The sequence below is a fragment of the Flavobacterium frigidarium DSM 17623 genome, assembly GCF_000425505.1.
GTDB lineage: Bacteria > Bacteroidota > Bacteroidia > Flavobacteriales > Flavobacteriaceae > Flavobacterium > Flavobacterium frigidarium.
The window spans coordinates 1-15,041 of record NZ_AUDO01000013.1; the positions used below are offsets into that span (position 1 = coordinate 1).

Consider the following 15,041-nt stretch of genomic DNA (forward strand, 5'->3'; position numbering starts at 1 on the left):
TCGGAAGAGCTAAGAAGGAAACTGTATGTCTTCGTTGTTTCTGATACTCTAACCTTCCGATAGCTATCGGAAGAGCTAAGAAGGAAACTGTATGTTTTATAAAGAACGTTTTAATCTTTTTTGATGCTTTATTTTGAAATGTTTTTCAGTTGTAAAGCGGTGCAAAGATAGGTCTAAATTTGATATCTCCAAACAAAAAATAAAATATTTTCAATTTTTTTTATCGGCCTACAATGGCTTTGTAAATGTCGTTTCCGTTAGCAAATAATAATAGTGTGATAAGTAAAACGAAACCAACAACTTGTGCGTTTTCTAAGAATTTATCTGATGGTTTTTTACCTGAAATTATTTCGTACAATAAAAACATTACGTGTCCTCCATCAAGTGCTGGAATAGGCAATAAATTCATTACTCCAAGCATAATTGATAGTAATGCAGTAATTCTCCAAAAGGTCTCCCAGCTCCATGTTTCAGGAAAAATATCAAAGATTGCTTTAAATCCACCTACTTGCTTGTATGCTTTAGTTTGAGGATTAAAGATCATTTTCAATTGTTTTCCGTAACCTATAAGTTGGTCTTTACCTTTTGTAAGCCCTACAGGGATTGACTCCATAAAAGAGTATTCCTGTTTACTGATTTTATAGTACCCTAATTTTTCTAAATTATCTATGGTCAATCCACCGCGCTGCACACCTACAGTACCTTCTTTAGATATTTTAAGAGTGATGTTTTGCTCTTTTTGATCACGAAGTATTGTAGCTGGAATCGTTTTTCCTTTACTGTTAGCCAATATAATCTCGGCTTGATCAAAATATTTAGTTGGTTGCCCGTTTAATGATGTGATTAAATCTTTTGGTTGTAAAGTAGTATTGGGTGAATCATCTTCAACTGCTCCTATTACAAATGGCATACGAATGTCAATAAGATTCGTTTTTTCGTACTGTGACAATCGATCAACTAAGTCAACTGGTAGTGCAATTTCTTGCTCTTTACCATTTCTTTCGATCAATACCTTTCTAGACATGATCAATTTCATGGTGATGTCGTTGTCAAATCTTGCAATTTTCTCACCATCGGCAGCTATAATTTTGTCACCTGTTTTAAAACCGGCTTCTTGCATTACAGGATTGTTGATTAACATTCCGTCTTGAAAATCACTGTTGGCAACATAAGTTTCGCCATAAGCAAATGCCATTCCTATATATATAATGAATGCCAATATAAAGTTTACAGTAACCCCACCAAGCATAATGATTAAACGCTGGTATGCTGGTTTAGATCTAAATTCCCAAGGTTGTGGAGGCAAAGCCATTTGCTCTTTATCCATACTCTCATCAATCATTCCTGAGATTTTCACGTATCCACCTAGTGGCAACCACCCAATACCGTATTCTGTTTCTCCAATTTTCTTTTTAAGAAGTGAATATTTAACATCAAAAAATAAGTAAAATTTTTCGACTCTGGTTTTAAATAATTTAGCAGGAATAAAATGTCCTAATTCGTGAAGTATTATAAGTAATGATAAGCTCAATAAAAATTGAGAAAGCTTGATAAATAGATCCATTTTTAAATTTTAATTCTTTTTATAACCCACAAAAGTAAGGTTTTCTATTTGTATAATTTGCAATTATTATTCCATAAGACTTTAAAAGTTTGTTAATTAATACAAATTCAGTTTCAAAATAACTTAAGGTCTACTAACTTTACTATCGCAGTAGATTGAGCAACGTCTTGTGATTTTTTTATCGAATGTACATTCGAAAATCACCTAAAAATTTGGCGCTCTGCTGCAAAAAATACTAATAAATAAAAATATAGATTTATGTCTTCACAATTGTTCACAGCTATAAAAATAAAAGATATTACTTTTAAAAATCGCATTGTTATTTCGCCAATGTGTCAATATTCGGCAACCGATGGATTTGCCACAAACTGGCATCTGGTACATCTAGGAGCACGTGCCATTGGTGGTGCTTCATTAATTATTCAGGAAGCTACTGCTGTCGCTCCCGAAGGTAGAATTTCTCCGGGTGATTTAGGGATTTGGAGTGATGCCCATATCGAAAAGTTTATCGAAATAAATGAATTTATCGAAAGCCAAAATTCGGTTCCGGGTATCCAATTAGCACACGCCGGTCGCAAGGCAAGTGTGTCTACACCATGGGAAGGGAATAAAAAATTAGACGATTCAGAAGGTGGTTGGGAAACCGTGGCACCAAGTGCGATTGGCTATCATGATAACGAACCAAAACCTGTTGCACTAGATAAAAACGGAATTCAAAAAGTACTTACTGATTTCAAAGTAGCGACTAGAAGATCAGTAGAAGCGGGCTATAAAGTGATGGAAGTGCATGCAGCACACGGATATTTATTGCACCAATTTTTATCACCGCTATCTAACATACGTACAGACGAATATGGTGGAAGTTTTGAAAATAGAATTCGTTTAACACTTGAAGTAGTTGAAGCAGTGCAATCAGAATGGCCAAAGAACTTGCCGTTATTCGTAAGAATTTCTGCTACAGATTGGGCAGAAGGTGGGTGGAATGCAGAGGAATCAGTAAAACTTTCGGCTATTTTAAAAGACAAAGGGGTGGACTTAATTGATGTTTCATCAGGGGCTTTGGTTTCGTACCAAAAAATTCCAGTGGAACCAAATTACCAAGTGCCTTTTGCTGAAAAAATTAAAAAAGAAACCGGAATATTAACTGGAGCTGTAGGCCTAATCACTGAAGCACATCAAGCAGAAGAAATCATCACTTCTGGAAAAGCAGACATGGTTTTATTTGCTAGAGAATCATTAAGAGACCCTAACCTTGCTTTGACTTTTGCCCATGATCTAAATGCCGAAACTACTTGGCCAAAACAATATGAAAGAGCAAAGAAATAATTTTTAGAATTTTTAAAATAGAGAAGTCACATAAGAAGTAAACACAAATTGCACAGATTTTCACGAATTGCTGTAGTTTGTGTTTGCTTTTTTTTATTTTGCATCGTAATGAAATTTGCGCATAATTTTTAGCCACTTATTAATAGAACATCCGTTCAAACATACAATCTAGTGCACGCTCGTTACGACCACAAAAAAATCCGTTTGATCCGACATAATCCGTGTCATCCGCATCCCATCCCGTACTGAAGATCACAAACATTATAAACAACAAAGAAAACCAGCTTCCAAAACACATAATAAAACCATAAGCCAATCTTAAAAAAATCCGTTTAAATCCGTTTAAATCCGCGTGCCATACCACAACAATGACTACCCACAATCCAAAAATCAAATAAAAACCAGCTTCTAGAGCACACAATAAAACCATAAGCCAATCATCAAAAAAATCCGTTTAAATCCGCGTCATCCGCGTGCCATCTCGCAATAAAGGCTAAGCGCCAAAAGTTTTAAAGTAAAATCCGTGGTCCACCACGTAATATAAGTCAAGCGAATTTCAAGCCTTAATAAAAAATCCGTTTGATCCGACAAAATCCGTGTCATCCGCGTTCCATCCCGCAATCAATGGCAAGTGCTACAAGATTAAAGTAAGATCAGCGTGCCATCCCACAACAAAGGCTACCCATAATCCAAAGAACAAATAAAAAGCAGCGTCCCATCAAACAAAACACAACTCATGAAAAAAATAAAAACAGCCCTTCTATCATACGGAATGTCAGGCAAAGTATTCCACGCACCATTTATAAAGCTACATGAAGGATTCGAACTTTTAGGATCTTGGGAACGAAGTAAAAAATTAATCCAAGAGGATTATCCAGAAACGGTTAGTTACACCACGCTAGAAGAACTCTTAAATTCTGATGTTGAATTAGTGGTGGTCAACACTCCAGTGGCCACACACTATGAATACGCAAAAAAAGCCTTACTAGCAGGCAAGCATATTATAGTCGAAAAAGCATTTACCACCACAGTCGCAGAAGCAGAGGAATTAGTGGCTCTGGCCAAAGAAAAAAACTTAAAACTTGCCGTATTCCAAAACAGAAGGTGGGACAGCGATTTAAAAACGGTGCAAAAAGTTTTAAACGACAAAGTCCTTGGAGAAATCGTAGAAGCCGAATTTCATTTTGATCGTTACAATCCTAGCTTGAGTGCTAAGTCACACAAAGAAACAGCAAACGATGGTGCAGGAATCCTGAAAGATTTGGGTCCGCATTTAATTGATCAAGCACTGTATTTATTTGGATTACCTAACGCTGTTATGGGAGATATTAGAACGACTCGAGAAGGATCATTAGTAGACGACTGGATTGATATTTCGTTATACTACGATAATCTAAGAGTACGTTTAAAAGCTGGTTTTTTTGTGAGAGAAGCAAATCCAGCATACACTATCCATGGTAAAAAAGGCTCGTTCTTAAAAGTTCGCGGTGATGTGCAAGAAGACGATTTAAAAGAAGGTAAAAAACCAAATCTAAATACTTGGGGAACAGAAAAACCAGAAAATGAAGGACTGTTGCACACTCAAGAAAATGACAAACAAATTAGAGAAAAAGTAAGCACATTACAAGGAAATTATTACGACTTTTTTGAGGGTGTTTATCAAGCGATTGTACACGAGAAAGCAATTCCTGTCTCTGGTCAAGATGGCGTTAATGTGATGAAAATTATCGAAGTCACAATTGCAAGTAACACTCAAAAACAAGTGATTACGATATAAAAAAAAACTAAATTAGAGTATTAATTTTATTATCAAGCTGTTTTCCAAATCTCACCATGTTGCGATTTAGAAAACAGCTTTTTTTCTTTTTAAGTGCGCTGTGACAATGAATAAGCACAATTATGGATTTTTTTTATAAACAATAACGTTGTATGTGATAGCGGCCAACAGGCTAATGCGTTGTTGCCCATTCCTTTTGACTACTTTTGCCGACTGAAATTAATAAAAAGGAAAATATCTTGATCGATTTAAAATTTATAACTAAGTATAAAGCCAAAGGGAAATATAAAAAAACCTATGGCAATGTAAAACTATCTTACTTAAATAGAATACGTTGGGCCGTGTCTTCATTCTATTTCGGGATGGGGTTGTGTTTTGCTACTTGGGCCAGTAGAATACCCGATATTAAAACAGCCCTTGATTTAAGTTCGGGAGAATTAGGGACAATTTTATTTGCAGTTCCTTTAGGGCAATTGCTAATCATGCCTTTTTCAGGAAAATTAGTAACTCGTTTCACCAGCTATAAAATCTTGATCGCTTCTTGTTTTCTATATGCGGTGAGCATGACTAACCTAGGATTAGCAACAAACTCTTGGCAACTATCCTTAGGTTTGTTCTTTTTTGGACTGTTCAGTAACCTAACAAACATAGCAGTCAATACCCAAGGAGTCTATACTGAGGTTTTGTTTAAAAAAACAATCATGTCCTCTTTTCACGGTATGTGGAGCTTTGCAGGATTTACTGGAGCATTAATAGGATTAGCAATGCTGGCTTTAGAGTTATCGCCTTACCATCATTTTTTAATTGTTGCAGCAGTGGTTTTTATATTGATGCTATTCAATTATAAATTCTTAATTAAGGCCAAAGAAATCCCAAAGAAAGAAACTAAAAAAATGTTCTCAAAACCAGATAGCGCCTTATTGTGGCTGGGAGTAATTGGTTTTTGTTGTATGGCTAGCGAAGGTGTAATGTTTGACTGGAGCGGTGTTTATTTTAAAGATGTTATCAACGCGCCAGGCCCCTTAGTGATTTTAGGATATACTTCGTTTATGATTACCATGGCGGGTGGTCGTTTCTTGGGAGATGGCTTGATTTTAAAATTCGGACGTAAAAAAGTAATCCAAATTAGTGGCTGCTTGATTTCGATAGGATTGTTCACGGCAGTTGCTTTTCCGTATGTAATTCCGGCAACAATCGCCTTCATGTTTGTAGGAGTAGGTGTGGCAACCATTGTTCCTACCTTATATAGTATTGCTGGAAAAAATTCCACAGTGCCGCCAGGTGAAGCGTTAACTATCGTTTCTAGCGTAAGTTTTCTAGGGTTTTTAATGGGACCTCCAGTAATAGGTTATATCGCCGAATTATCTAGTTTGAGATTTTCATTTGCATTCATAGGAATCTTTGGTTTTTTAATTGCATTTATGGCTTCTAGAATTAAAGCTATTCAATAATTTCAGGAATAGAACGCACTCTTTTATAATACATATTAGTCCCGCTGTACACAGTATCTTTATAGCCAAACCCTGGCTAAAAAGGATACTCGTTTCCATCGGGATTATTTACAACGTTTTGTTCTAGTAACTGCATTTTTTAAACGGTGCAACCATCCTATTTCTGTACTATCAACAGCTCAAATGCAACATTAGTATGAATCATATTTCAACCCGAGCAACCAATACTTTTAAGCTTAAAGATCATTCCATAAGATAGTTAATAGGTAAAATTCTTATATTTTTTTTGTGTAAACGTTAAATGTTTTTTATATTTAGAATCTGAAAATCAAACATTTAGTACAATTTACAGTAATTATTAACTCCCCAATTAATAATTTCTTGCAATTTATTGAAGCAGCGATAATACAAAACAGCTAGCTTTATAATAGCTTTTTTATTTAGCAGTACTATTTCATCTCAACAGCATATTCTATCGCAGTTGTTGGCAGCATTTCTACCTACATTTTCAGGTTAAAATCGCAACTAAAACCATAAATCTGCTTATGAAAAAATACTACTTATTGCTATTTTTTACTCTTTTTACTGTTACTTCATGGGCTCAAAATTCTAGCACACTTTCTGGAAAAGTATTAGATGCAAAAACCCACAAACCATTAGAATATGTTGTTGTGTCTGTGCAAAACACTAGCAAAATGCAATTAACCACTTCCAGCGGAACTTTCCTCTTCAACTCACTTGCCCTAGGACCACAAATGCTGCTTTTTCACAGTCAAGGATATAAAGATGCTTTGTACCCCGTAACTATTCGTGTAAACCAAACACTAGATCTGGGAAACATTTTATTAGAACATGACGAAATCTCCCAGCAACAAATGGCTGTTATTCGACTATATGATGAGGATTTAAGCGAAGACAATAGCGGCTCTGAAAGTATTTCGGGAATGCTACAGTCATCACAAGATATTTTTCAAAAGGCGGCGGCTTTTAATTGGGGACAAGCCCGTTTTCGTGTTCGCGGTCTAAATACGGAACAGGCAGTGATCATGATTAACGGCATCAAAATGAACAAGATTTATGACGGTAGACCGCAGTGGAGCAATTGGGGCGGACTAAACGATGCTACCCGAAATCAAGAATTCACAATAGGAACTACAGCTTCTGATTACACTTTTGGGAGTATTCTAGGAACCCAACACATGAATACTAGAGCATCAACATATAGAACAGGAACAAAAGCGACATTGTCTGCAACGAATACCAATTATAATGGCCGCGCGATGATAACACACGCTACAGGAATGAACAGTAAAGGCTGGGCGTTTGTATTTTCGGCAGGAAAAAGATTGACGCGAGAGGGGCATTTTGAAGGAACTACTTACGATGCAAATTCTTTGTTATTGGGTGTCGAAAAGAAAATCAATGACCAGCATGCTATCAATTTCACCGGTATGTACGCTCGAAATGAAAGAGGTAAAAACGGACCAAATTCTGCTGAGGTGATTGCGCTCACAAATGTAAACTATAACGCCTATTGGGGTTATCAAGATGGAGAGAAACGAAACTCGCGAGTGAAAACAATCGAGGAACCACTGTTTATTTTAAATCATTATTTTAAGGTCAATAAGGATAGTGATTTGAATACTAGTTTTATGTATCAGTTTGGTGGAATAGGGAATAGCAAAATTGATTACCAAAATGCAAACAGTCCTGACCCTACTTATTTTAGAAAAATGCCCAGCTATTTTACCGCTCTTTATGAACGTGACAATGGAGAGTTTTCTGGAGCATTCATACCTGATTTTGAAAATGCGGCTAAGAGTGAAGCATCTTTTCTAGCCAATCCTCAAATTGATTGGAGTGCTTTGTATCGCGCGAATCAAAATCCAATTACAAATCAAAACGGAACCATCACGGGCTATACTGCAGCAAAAAGTCATTATGTATTATATGAGGACCGTACTGATGATAAGCTGTTTGTGGGTAATTCAGTTTTTAATACAGTTTTAACAGAGAATATTTCATTGCAAGCGGGGGCTACTTTTCGAAAATTAAAATCTCACAATTATCAAAAGTTGACCGATCTCCTTGGTGGAAGCTACTTCGAAGATATCGATGGATTTTATAAAGGAAAACAAGCGCAAGCCGACCTGAATAATCCCAACAGGCAAGTAAAAGTGGGAGATGCTTATGGATACAATTTTCTATTTGATGCAACTACCTTTGATGCTTTTACTCAATTTAAATTTGCATACACTAAGGTCGATTTTTACTTGGCTCAAACATTTTCTAATAGCAGTTATCAACGCGAAGGATTGTACAAAAACGGAATTTATGAGAACATATCCTTTGGTAAAAGCCAAAAATTAAAATTTGAAAACTTTGGATTCAAAGCAGGACTAACCTACAAAATATCAGGAAAGCAATTGTTCCATTTTAACGCTGCCCACCTCACAATAGCGCCTAGTTTGCGAAATGCCTTCCCTAATTCTAGATTAAACAACGCTACTCTAGACGGACTTAAAAGTGAGACAATAAGTAGTGTGGATGCCAACTATATTTTTAGATCACCAAATATCAAAGCGAGAGCGACAGCTTATTATATTGCCATGCGGGATGCGACAAAAACCAGTTTTTTTTATGCTGAAGGAATATTTGATAATGGTGGCGGCGATACCAATACTAATGCTTTTGTAGGCCAATCACTTACGAATATCAATACTAGGAATGTGGGACTTGAGTTGAGTTTTGAATATCAATTAACCACAACAATTAAAACAACATTTGCTGCGGCTTATGGTAAAAATATTTATGCTAACAATCCCAATTTAAGTGTCAACAATGACGCGCTAGCCACAGTAGAAAACACAAAACCTTCGTTTGATTTTGGTCCGGCATTATTAAAAAATTACAAACAAGCCGGTATGCCGCAACAAGCATACAGTTTAGGTTTAGAATATCGAGATCCTAAATACTGGTGGGTGGCAACAAATTTAAATTACCTCGCCGATGCATACATTGATTTTTCGTCGATTACTAGAACAAATAGTTTTAATATAAATCCTGCAAGCAGCGCACCTTTTCCAGAAGTTACCGCCGAAAGGTCAGCAGAGTTATTAAAACAAGAACGTTTTCCTGCGGTGTTTTTGCTAAATGTTATAGGTGGAAAATCGTGGCGAATCAAAAGAAAATATATTGGTTTATTCATCAGTATCAACAACGTTCTAAATTTAAGATACAAAACCGGCGGATACGAGCAGGCGAGAAACGGAAATTTTAGACAACTTAATCAGGATGTTTCTAGCGGGACACCTTCTTTTGGTAGTAAATATTATTATGGATATGGTAGAACTTTTTTCTTAAATCTATCCTTTAACTTATAAACACAAGCAGTATGATAAACCAGTGGAACAAACTTATTTTTTTAGTACTTCTATCAACACTTCTAGTAAATTGTGACAATGATAATGTCGCTACGCCCAATTTATTATGTGATCAAACAGACCTAGTCGCTAATAAATCAGTTGCTGATATTCGTGCAGCCAGCAACAACATTGTAAGAGGTTATAACTATGATGACGTGATTGAAGCTTATGTGGTTTCAAGTGATGAATATGGGAATTTTTTTAAGGCAATTTCGTTTCAAACCTTGCCCACAGCCACGACTAAAACCATAGGATTTAGTGTTCCTATCGATGTGAGTAATGCTTACATTGACTATAGGGTGGGAAATAAAGTGTATGTCAAACTTAAAAATCAATTTACTGATATTAGATACGGTAGTTTGCGTATAGGAACGAGCTACATTAGTAGTTTTAATATTGGTGGAGTGGGCCGATTGTCTCAGAATGATTTTAAGGATATTTTGATCGCTTCCTGCACAACTGTTTCTGATGATCAGTTAGTAACGCCAATGACCATAGCACAATCTCAAGATGATGAAAAGGTAAATACATTAATTGAAATCTCAAATGTGCAGTTTACCGAAGAGGCAATAGGGAGAACTTTTTATGAAGAAACAAATGACATTGGCGGAGCCACAAACTGGAGTTTGAGAGATGATGAAGGCAATCAAATAATTTTGAGAACTAGCAGTTATGCTCGATTTGCTGCAGATGATCTACCTACAGGAGTGGGTACGGTACGCGGTGTGCTTACTAAGTATAGCGATGACTTTCAATTAGTAGTGCGATCGCTAGACGATATTGCTATGAAAGGGGAGAGAGCCATCCCTTTTTTTATCGAAAATTTTCAATCAGTAACCGACAAGGCAAATTTGAGCTTGCCTGACTGGACCAATATTGTTACCGAGGGAAAATTATTCTGGAGATCGGGTATACTTGATGGGAACGGCTATGCTGAGTTTGCAATAAGCGGAACAAGAGTAGACTTGAATGAGGCTTGGCTAATTTCACCACCTATAAATTTAGACGACACTATAAACGAAGTACTCACCTTTAGAACGGCACAAGAAGGATTAGATGTGAATTCAAATTTGAATGCTCTGGAAGTATACATCGCGACTGATTTTGATGGGCTAAACGTTGATCAAGCATCTTGGATAAATTTAAATCCAAAGTTACCCAATCAAGCCACTCCCGATTTACAGTATATAGGTTCTGGGAAAATTGATTTGTCTTCTTATGAAGGCGAAGTGCATATTGCCTTTAAGTATGTGGGTTCAGGAAAGAATTTAGCACTCGACGGAAGCTTTCTGCTTGACGATGTGCAAATTGTTGCCGAATAATTTGTAATTATATCAAACACACTTTTAGTATATTTGCAGAAATAATAAATTTTAAACACCATGAAATACGCTTTATTCGCTGGGTTATTAACACTTTTTATTTCTTGTAACAGTGGTTCTAAGGATGAAAATATTGATTTTGTAAAACAAAACGATGCAGATATTACTGCTTATATTAAGGAGAAAAACTTAGATGCAACAAAAACAGATTCAGGTATGTACTATGTCATTACTGATCCAGGAACTGGCGCACAACCTACAGCAACTTCTAATGTGACTGTGGCTTACAAAGGGTCTTTCTTGAACGGAAAGGTATTTGACGAAAGTGAGGCAGACGGAATTAGCTTTCCTTTAAACCAAGTTATCAAAGGATGGACAGAAGGTATCCCATTATTTAAAGAAGGCGGAAGCGGAATTTTATTAATACCAGCACACTTAGGTTATGGTGAGAATGATTATAGCACAATACCGGGTGGATCAGTTTTGATTTTTGATGTAAAGTTGATTTCGGTAAATTAATACATAATACATTTATGCTAAAGGGATTTTTACAACAGGTAAAAATCCCTTTTTTTATATCTAATTTACAACTGTGTTGTTAAAAAAACTTTAATAAGAATGTACATCTTTAAATATTACACTACCTTACAGTTAATAGCATACAAATGATTAAATTTGTAACTTATTTAAAAATATGTTAGAAAAAGAAGTATTAAATTTTGAAAAGACCGCCATTGTTGGTATTGTAACGCAAAATCAAAGTGAAGAGAAACTAACGGAGTATCTTGACGAGTTGGAGTTTTTGACTTTTACAGCAGGTGGGGAAGTAGTGAAGCGTTTTTCACAAAAAATGGAGCGCCCAAATCCCAAAACTTTCATGGGAACTGGGAAAATAGAAGAAATTCATGCCTATGTAAAGGAAAACGGAATCTCAACTTTGATATTTGATGACGAGTTAACGCCTTCACAACAAAAGAACATCTCAAAAATAATAGTAGAATGTAAAATTTTAGATAGAACACACCTTATCCTAGATATTTTTGCACAACGTGCAGAGACTTCTTATGCGAGAACTCAGGTTGAGCTAGCACAATGTATTTATATGTTGCCCCGCTTATCAGGATTATGGACTCACCTTGAACGTCAAAAAGGGGGAATTGGAATGCGTGGACCTGGAGAAACTGAGATTGAAACAGACAGACGTATTGTGCGCGATAGAATTGCATTATTGAAAGATAAAATTAAAGCTATCGACAAGCAAATGGGAACACAACGCGGTAATCGTGGTTCGATGGTGCGTGTGGCTCTCGTAGGATACACAAATGTAGGTAAATCAACTTTGATGAATGCGGTAGGGAAAAGTGATGTTTTTGTCGAAAATAAATTATTTGCTACTCTTGATACAACCGTTAGAAAAGTAGTGATTAAAAACCTGCCTTTCCTATTGTCTGATACTGTTGGTTTCATACGTAAATTGCCTACTATGTTAGTCGACTCTTTTAAGAGTACGCTAGATGAGGTTCGTGAAGCTGATTTGTTATTGCATGTTGTTGATATTTCTCATCCAGATTTTGAAGATCATATCGCATCTGTAAATCAAACATTGTTAGACATTAAAGCTAATGATAAACCAGTAATTATGGTTTTCAATAAGATTGATGCTTACAAACATTTGACAATCGACGATGATGACTTGATGACTGAGAAAACACCAAAACATTACACACTTGAAGAGTGGAAATCAACTTGGATGGGTCGCGTAGGTCAAGAGAACGCCTTGTTTATTTCGGCAACAAACAAAGAAAATTTTGAGGAATTTAGAGCACGTGTTTATGAAGCTGTAAGACACATTCATATTACTCGTTTTCCTTACAATAAATTCTTGTATCCTGATTATAAAGATGCTGTCGAAAAAGAAGATGACGACGACAACGAAGAAGAATAGAACATTACGCAAATCCCTTTTACTTTAAAAGGGATTTTTTTAGTTTAAAACTGTTGGGAATGGATTGAAGCTTTTCCTTTTTAAAAAAAAATAGCTTTACAGTTACAAATAAAAAGAGTATCTTGATTTGAATATTTAGTTAAGATGTAGTGAAAAGTAATATCCCCAACATAGCATTTAAAGGCAAGCAGGGAGCCACAGATATAGAGCTTATTTCCTTAAATGAGTTATTTTTGCGTGTAGGAGAAAATCCTGATCACGATCCTAGGCAGCCACATCGCATTGAATTTTTTGCACTATTGATTGTAACTAGCGGTGCTGGGACACATCAAGTCGATTTACAAAATTATGATATTACAGCAGGGGATGTGCTTAAGATTGCCAAAGGACAAGTACATGCATTTCAAGAAACTTTTGAATACGAAGGTTTTCTTGTCGCCTTCACGGAAGATTTTCTAGTCAAACAGTTTTCGAAATCTTCTGTTGATTTTATTTCTCATTTATACAACTACCACCTTTCTAAAACGCCTGTTCAAAAAAGCTCACATACACTTCCATTTCTAAAGGAAGCGCAGTTCGAACTTAAATTAACTAACGACTACGCTAAAAAAGAAATTTTAGCCAAAATAGTAGAGCTTTATCTTTTGAGATTAGAGCGTCAAGCGCAAATCGATTTTCCCGTAGATGTAAATGTGAAGCATCAAACACTGTTTCTGAATTTTAAAAACTTGGTTGAAAAAAAATATACAGAAACACGCAATGTAAAAACATACGCTGAGGAATTAGCTATTTCTCCCAAATATCTGAATGAAATTGTTCAAAAGGTGACTTTAAACACCGCTAAGAACTTCATAGATAATTATGTTATTCTCGAAATTAAAAGGGTGATTTTCGCGCAAGCGCTAAGTCTTAAAGAAATTACTTATCTAGTGGGTTTTGATGAGGTGACTAATTTTACTAAGTTTTTTAAAAAACATACTGGATACACCCCTAAAGAGTTTAAATCTAGTTTGTAGTTACATGGTTTCATATTTACCATTATGTGAAATCTTTTCACCTTTCTGTTTTTCTTAATGTAAACGAACTTTGCTCAAAAATAAATTATGAGTACAATAGCAAAATGCCCAACTTGTGGCAGCACTTCAAGCATAAAAGAAAAAGAAGGAACAACAATTTACCAAGCCATTCAAGATGAAGATGCCTTAAAAAAAATAGGTCAACTGAAAAAAGCTATGGAGAAATTCAAACTTAAAGCCGAAGAATTAGAACTAGAGTTAGCTACTTTAAAAGCGTTTAAATAAGTTTATCACAATAATTCACTATACGCATTTCAAAAACTTTAAATCTTAACTTCATGAAAATTGCAGTAACATCAGCGAGTGGGAACTTAGGTTCTGCTATCGTAAAATCATTAATAAAAGAGATAGGTGCGGCAAATATTGTGGCTATCGCACGCACTCCTGAAAAAGCCACATATTTTGGAGTTGAGGTAAGAAAGGGAGATTATAACAACCGAGAAGATTTTAACAAAGCACTTAAAGGAATAGATAAGGTGATGCTACTATCGGGTATGGATGTACCTGAAAATAGAATCGTGCAGCATCAAAATGTGATTGCTGCTGCTAATCAAAATGGTGTAAAAAAGATTGTCTATACAAGTATTATAGGTGATGAGCATGGAACATCATTTAGTCCTATTGTAAATAGCAATCGCCAGACTGAACTGGATATTAAAGACTCAGGAATGGAATGGGTGATTGATAGAAACGGAATTTATATCGAGCCGGACTTAGAATATATCCCAACGTACATACAGGAAGGGATGATAAAAAATAGTGCTGATCAGGGTAAGTGTGCATATACAAGTCGGGAAGAGTTAAGTTATGCTTATTCAAAGATGTTGCTAGAAGACACACACAATGGACAAACATACAATTTGGTAGGTGAGCCTATCACACAAACACAGTTAGCTGAATACATTAATCAAGTGTACGATACTAACCTCATATATGTAAGCACATCTATTGCAGCTTATAAAGAGGAGCGTCAAGCTGCTTTGGGAGATTTTCTGGGAAATATTATCGCAGGTATTTATGAGGGAATTAGAAATGGAGCTACTAATATACTATCTGATTTTGTCATAGCAGCTTCTAGAAGTCATAAATTACCTTTACAAATGATTAAAGATTTTCTCGATAAGAACAATTAAATACATTGCCAATCATTTTCTT

At 35.7% G+C, this 15,041-nt stretch carries 11 protein-coding genes; 10 read left to right on the forward strand and 1 reads right to left on the reverse strand.

All coding sequences use genetic code 11. From position 1 onward, the window contains the following. Positions 1–220: 220 nt before the first annotated feature. Entirely contained in the window at positions 221–1,564 is a 1,344-nt protein-coding gene (gene rseP, locus H603_RS0109315) for an RIP metalloprotease RseP (RefSeq protein ID WP_026708340.1), read from the reverse strand. 258 nt (positions 1,565–1,822) lie between these two features. Between rseP and H603_RS0109320 the strand changes: the two genes are divergently transcribed. The 10 genes from H603_RS0109320 to H603_RS0109370 all read left to right on the forward strand — a co-directional run bounded on the left by H603_RS0109320 (position 1,823) and on the right by H603_RS0109370 (position 15,019). Next, positions 1,823–2,890, forward strand: coding sequence for an NADH:flavin oxidoreductase/NADH oxidase (locus H603_RS0109320; protein ID WP_026708341.1), 1,068 nt, complete (start codon positions 1,823–1,825; stop codon positions 2,888–2,890). 736 nt (positions 2,891–3,626) lie between these two features. Continuing rightward, positions 3,627–4,667 (forward strand): Gfo/Idh/MocA family oxidoreductase, encoded by a 1,041-nt coding sequence (locus tag H603_RS0109330; protein ID WP_026708343.1) that lies wholly within the window; start codon positions 3,627–3,629, stop codon positions 4,665–4,667. 239 nt (positions 4,668–4,906) lie between these two features. Further along, positions 4,907–6,118, forward strand: coding sequence for an MFS transporter (locus tag H603_RS0109335; RefSeq protein ID WP_026708344.1), 1,212 nt, complete (start codon positions 4,907–4,909; stop codon positions 6,116–6,118). Positions 6,119–6,663: 545 nt separating this feature from the next. Next, positions 6,664–9,501 (forward strand): carboxypeptidase-like regulatory domain-containing protein, encoded by a 2,838-nt coding sequence (locus tag H603_RS0109340; RefSeq protein ID WP_026708345.1) that lies wholly within the window; start codon positions 6,664–6,666, stop codon positions 9,499–9,501. A gap of 11 nt (positions 9,502–9,512) precedes the next feature. Next, positions 9,513–10,865, forward strand: coding sequence for a DUF5689 domain-containing protein (locus tag H603_RS0109345; RefSeq protein ID WP_026708346.1), 1,353 nt, complete (start codon positions 9,513–9,515; stop codon positions 10,863–10,865). A gap of 60 nt (positions 10,866–10,925) precedes the next feature. Continuing rightward, a complete protein-coding gene (locus H603_RS0109350) occupies positions 10,926–11,384 on the forward strand; it encodes an FKBP-type peptidyl-prolyl cis-trans isomerase (protein WP_026708347.1) in 459 nt (152 codons plus the stop codon). Positions 11,385–11,559: 175 nt separating this feature from the next. Further along, positions 11,560–12,810, forward strand: a complete 1,251-nt coding sequence (gene hflX, locus H603_RS0109355) for a GTPase HflX (protein WP_026708348.1) — start codon at positions 11,560–11,562, stop codon at positions 12,808–12,810. 149 nt (positions 12,811–12,959) lie between these two features. Continuing rightward, on the forward strand, positions 12,960–13,826 hold the full coding sequence (locus H603_RS0109360) for a helix-turn-helix domain-containing protein (protein ID WP_026708349.1): 867 nt from the start codon (positions 12,960–12,962) through the stop codon (positions 13,824–13,826). A gap of 87 nt (positions 13,827–13,913) precedes the next feature. After that, positions 13,914–14,111, forward strand: a complete 198-nt coding sequence (locus H603_RS0109365) for a hypothetical protein (RefSeq protein ID WP_026708350.1) — start codon at positions 13,914–13,916, stop codon at positions 14,109–14,111. 53 nt (positions 14,112–14,164) lie between these two features. Then, a complete protein-coding gene (locus H603_RS0109370; protein WP_026708351.1) occupies positions 14,165–15,019 on the forward strand; it encodes an SDR family oxidoreductase in 855 nt (284 codons plus the stop codon). Positions 15,020–15,041 lie beyond the last annotated feature (22 nt).

What these genes read in the sequence shown, in the direction of transcription:
- rseP (WP_026708340.1), bottom strand. Translation starts at nt 1,564, where the DNA reads ATGGATCTATTTATCAAGCTTTCTCAATTTTTATTGAGCTTATCATTA.
- H603_RS0109320 (WP_026708341.1), top strand. Translation starts at nt 1,823, where the DNA reads ATGTCTTCACAATTGTTCACAGCTATAAAAATAAAAGATATTACTTTT.
- H603_RS0109330 (WP_026708343.1), top strand. Translation starts at nt 3,627, where the DNA reads ATGAAAAAAATAAAAACAGCCCTTCTATCATACGGAATGTCAGGCAAA.
- H603_RS0109340 (WP_026708345.1), top strand. Translation starts at nt 6,664, where the DNA reads ATGAAAAAATACTACTTATTGCTATTTTTTACTCTTTTTACTGTTACT.
- H603_RS0109345 (WP_026708346.1), top strand. Translation starts at nt 9,513, where the DNA reads ATGATAAACCAGTGGAACAAACTTATTTTTTTAGTACTTCTATCAACA.
- H603_RS0109350 (WP_026708347.1), top strand. Translation starts at nt 10,926, where the DNA reads ATGAAATACGCTTTATTCGCTGGGTTATTAACACTTTTTATTTCTTGT.
- hflX (WP_026708348.1), top strand. Translation starts at nt 11,560, where the DNA reads ATGTTAGAAAAAGAAGTATTAAATTTTGAAAAGACCGCCATTGTTGGT.
- H603_RS0109365 (WP_026708350.1), top strand. Translation starts at nt 13,914, where the DNA reads ATGAGTACAATAGCAAAATGCCCAACTTGTGGCAGCACTTCAAGCATA.
- H603_RS0109370 (WP_026708351.1), top strand. Translation starts at nt 14,165, where the DNA reads ATGAAAATTGCAGTAACATCAGCGAGTGGGAACTTAGGTTCTGCTATC.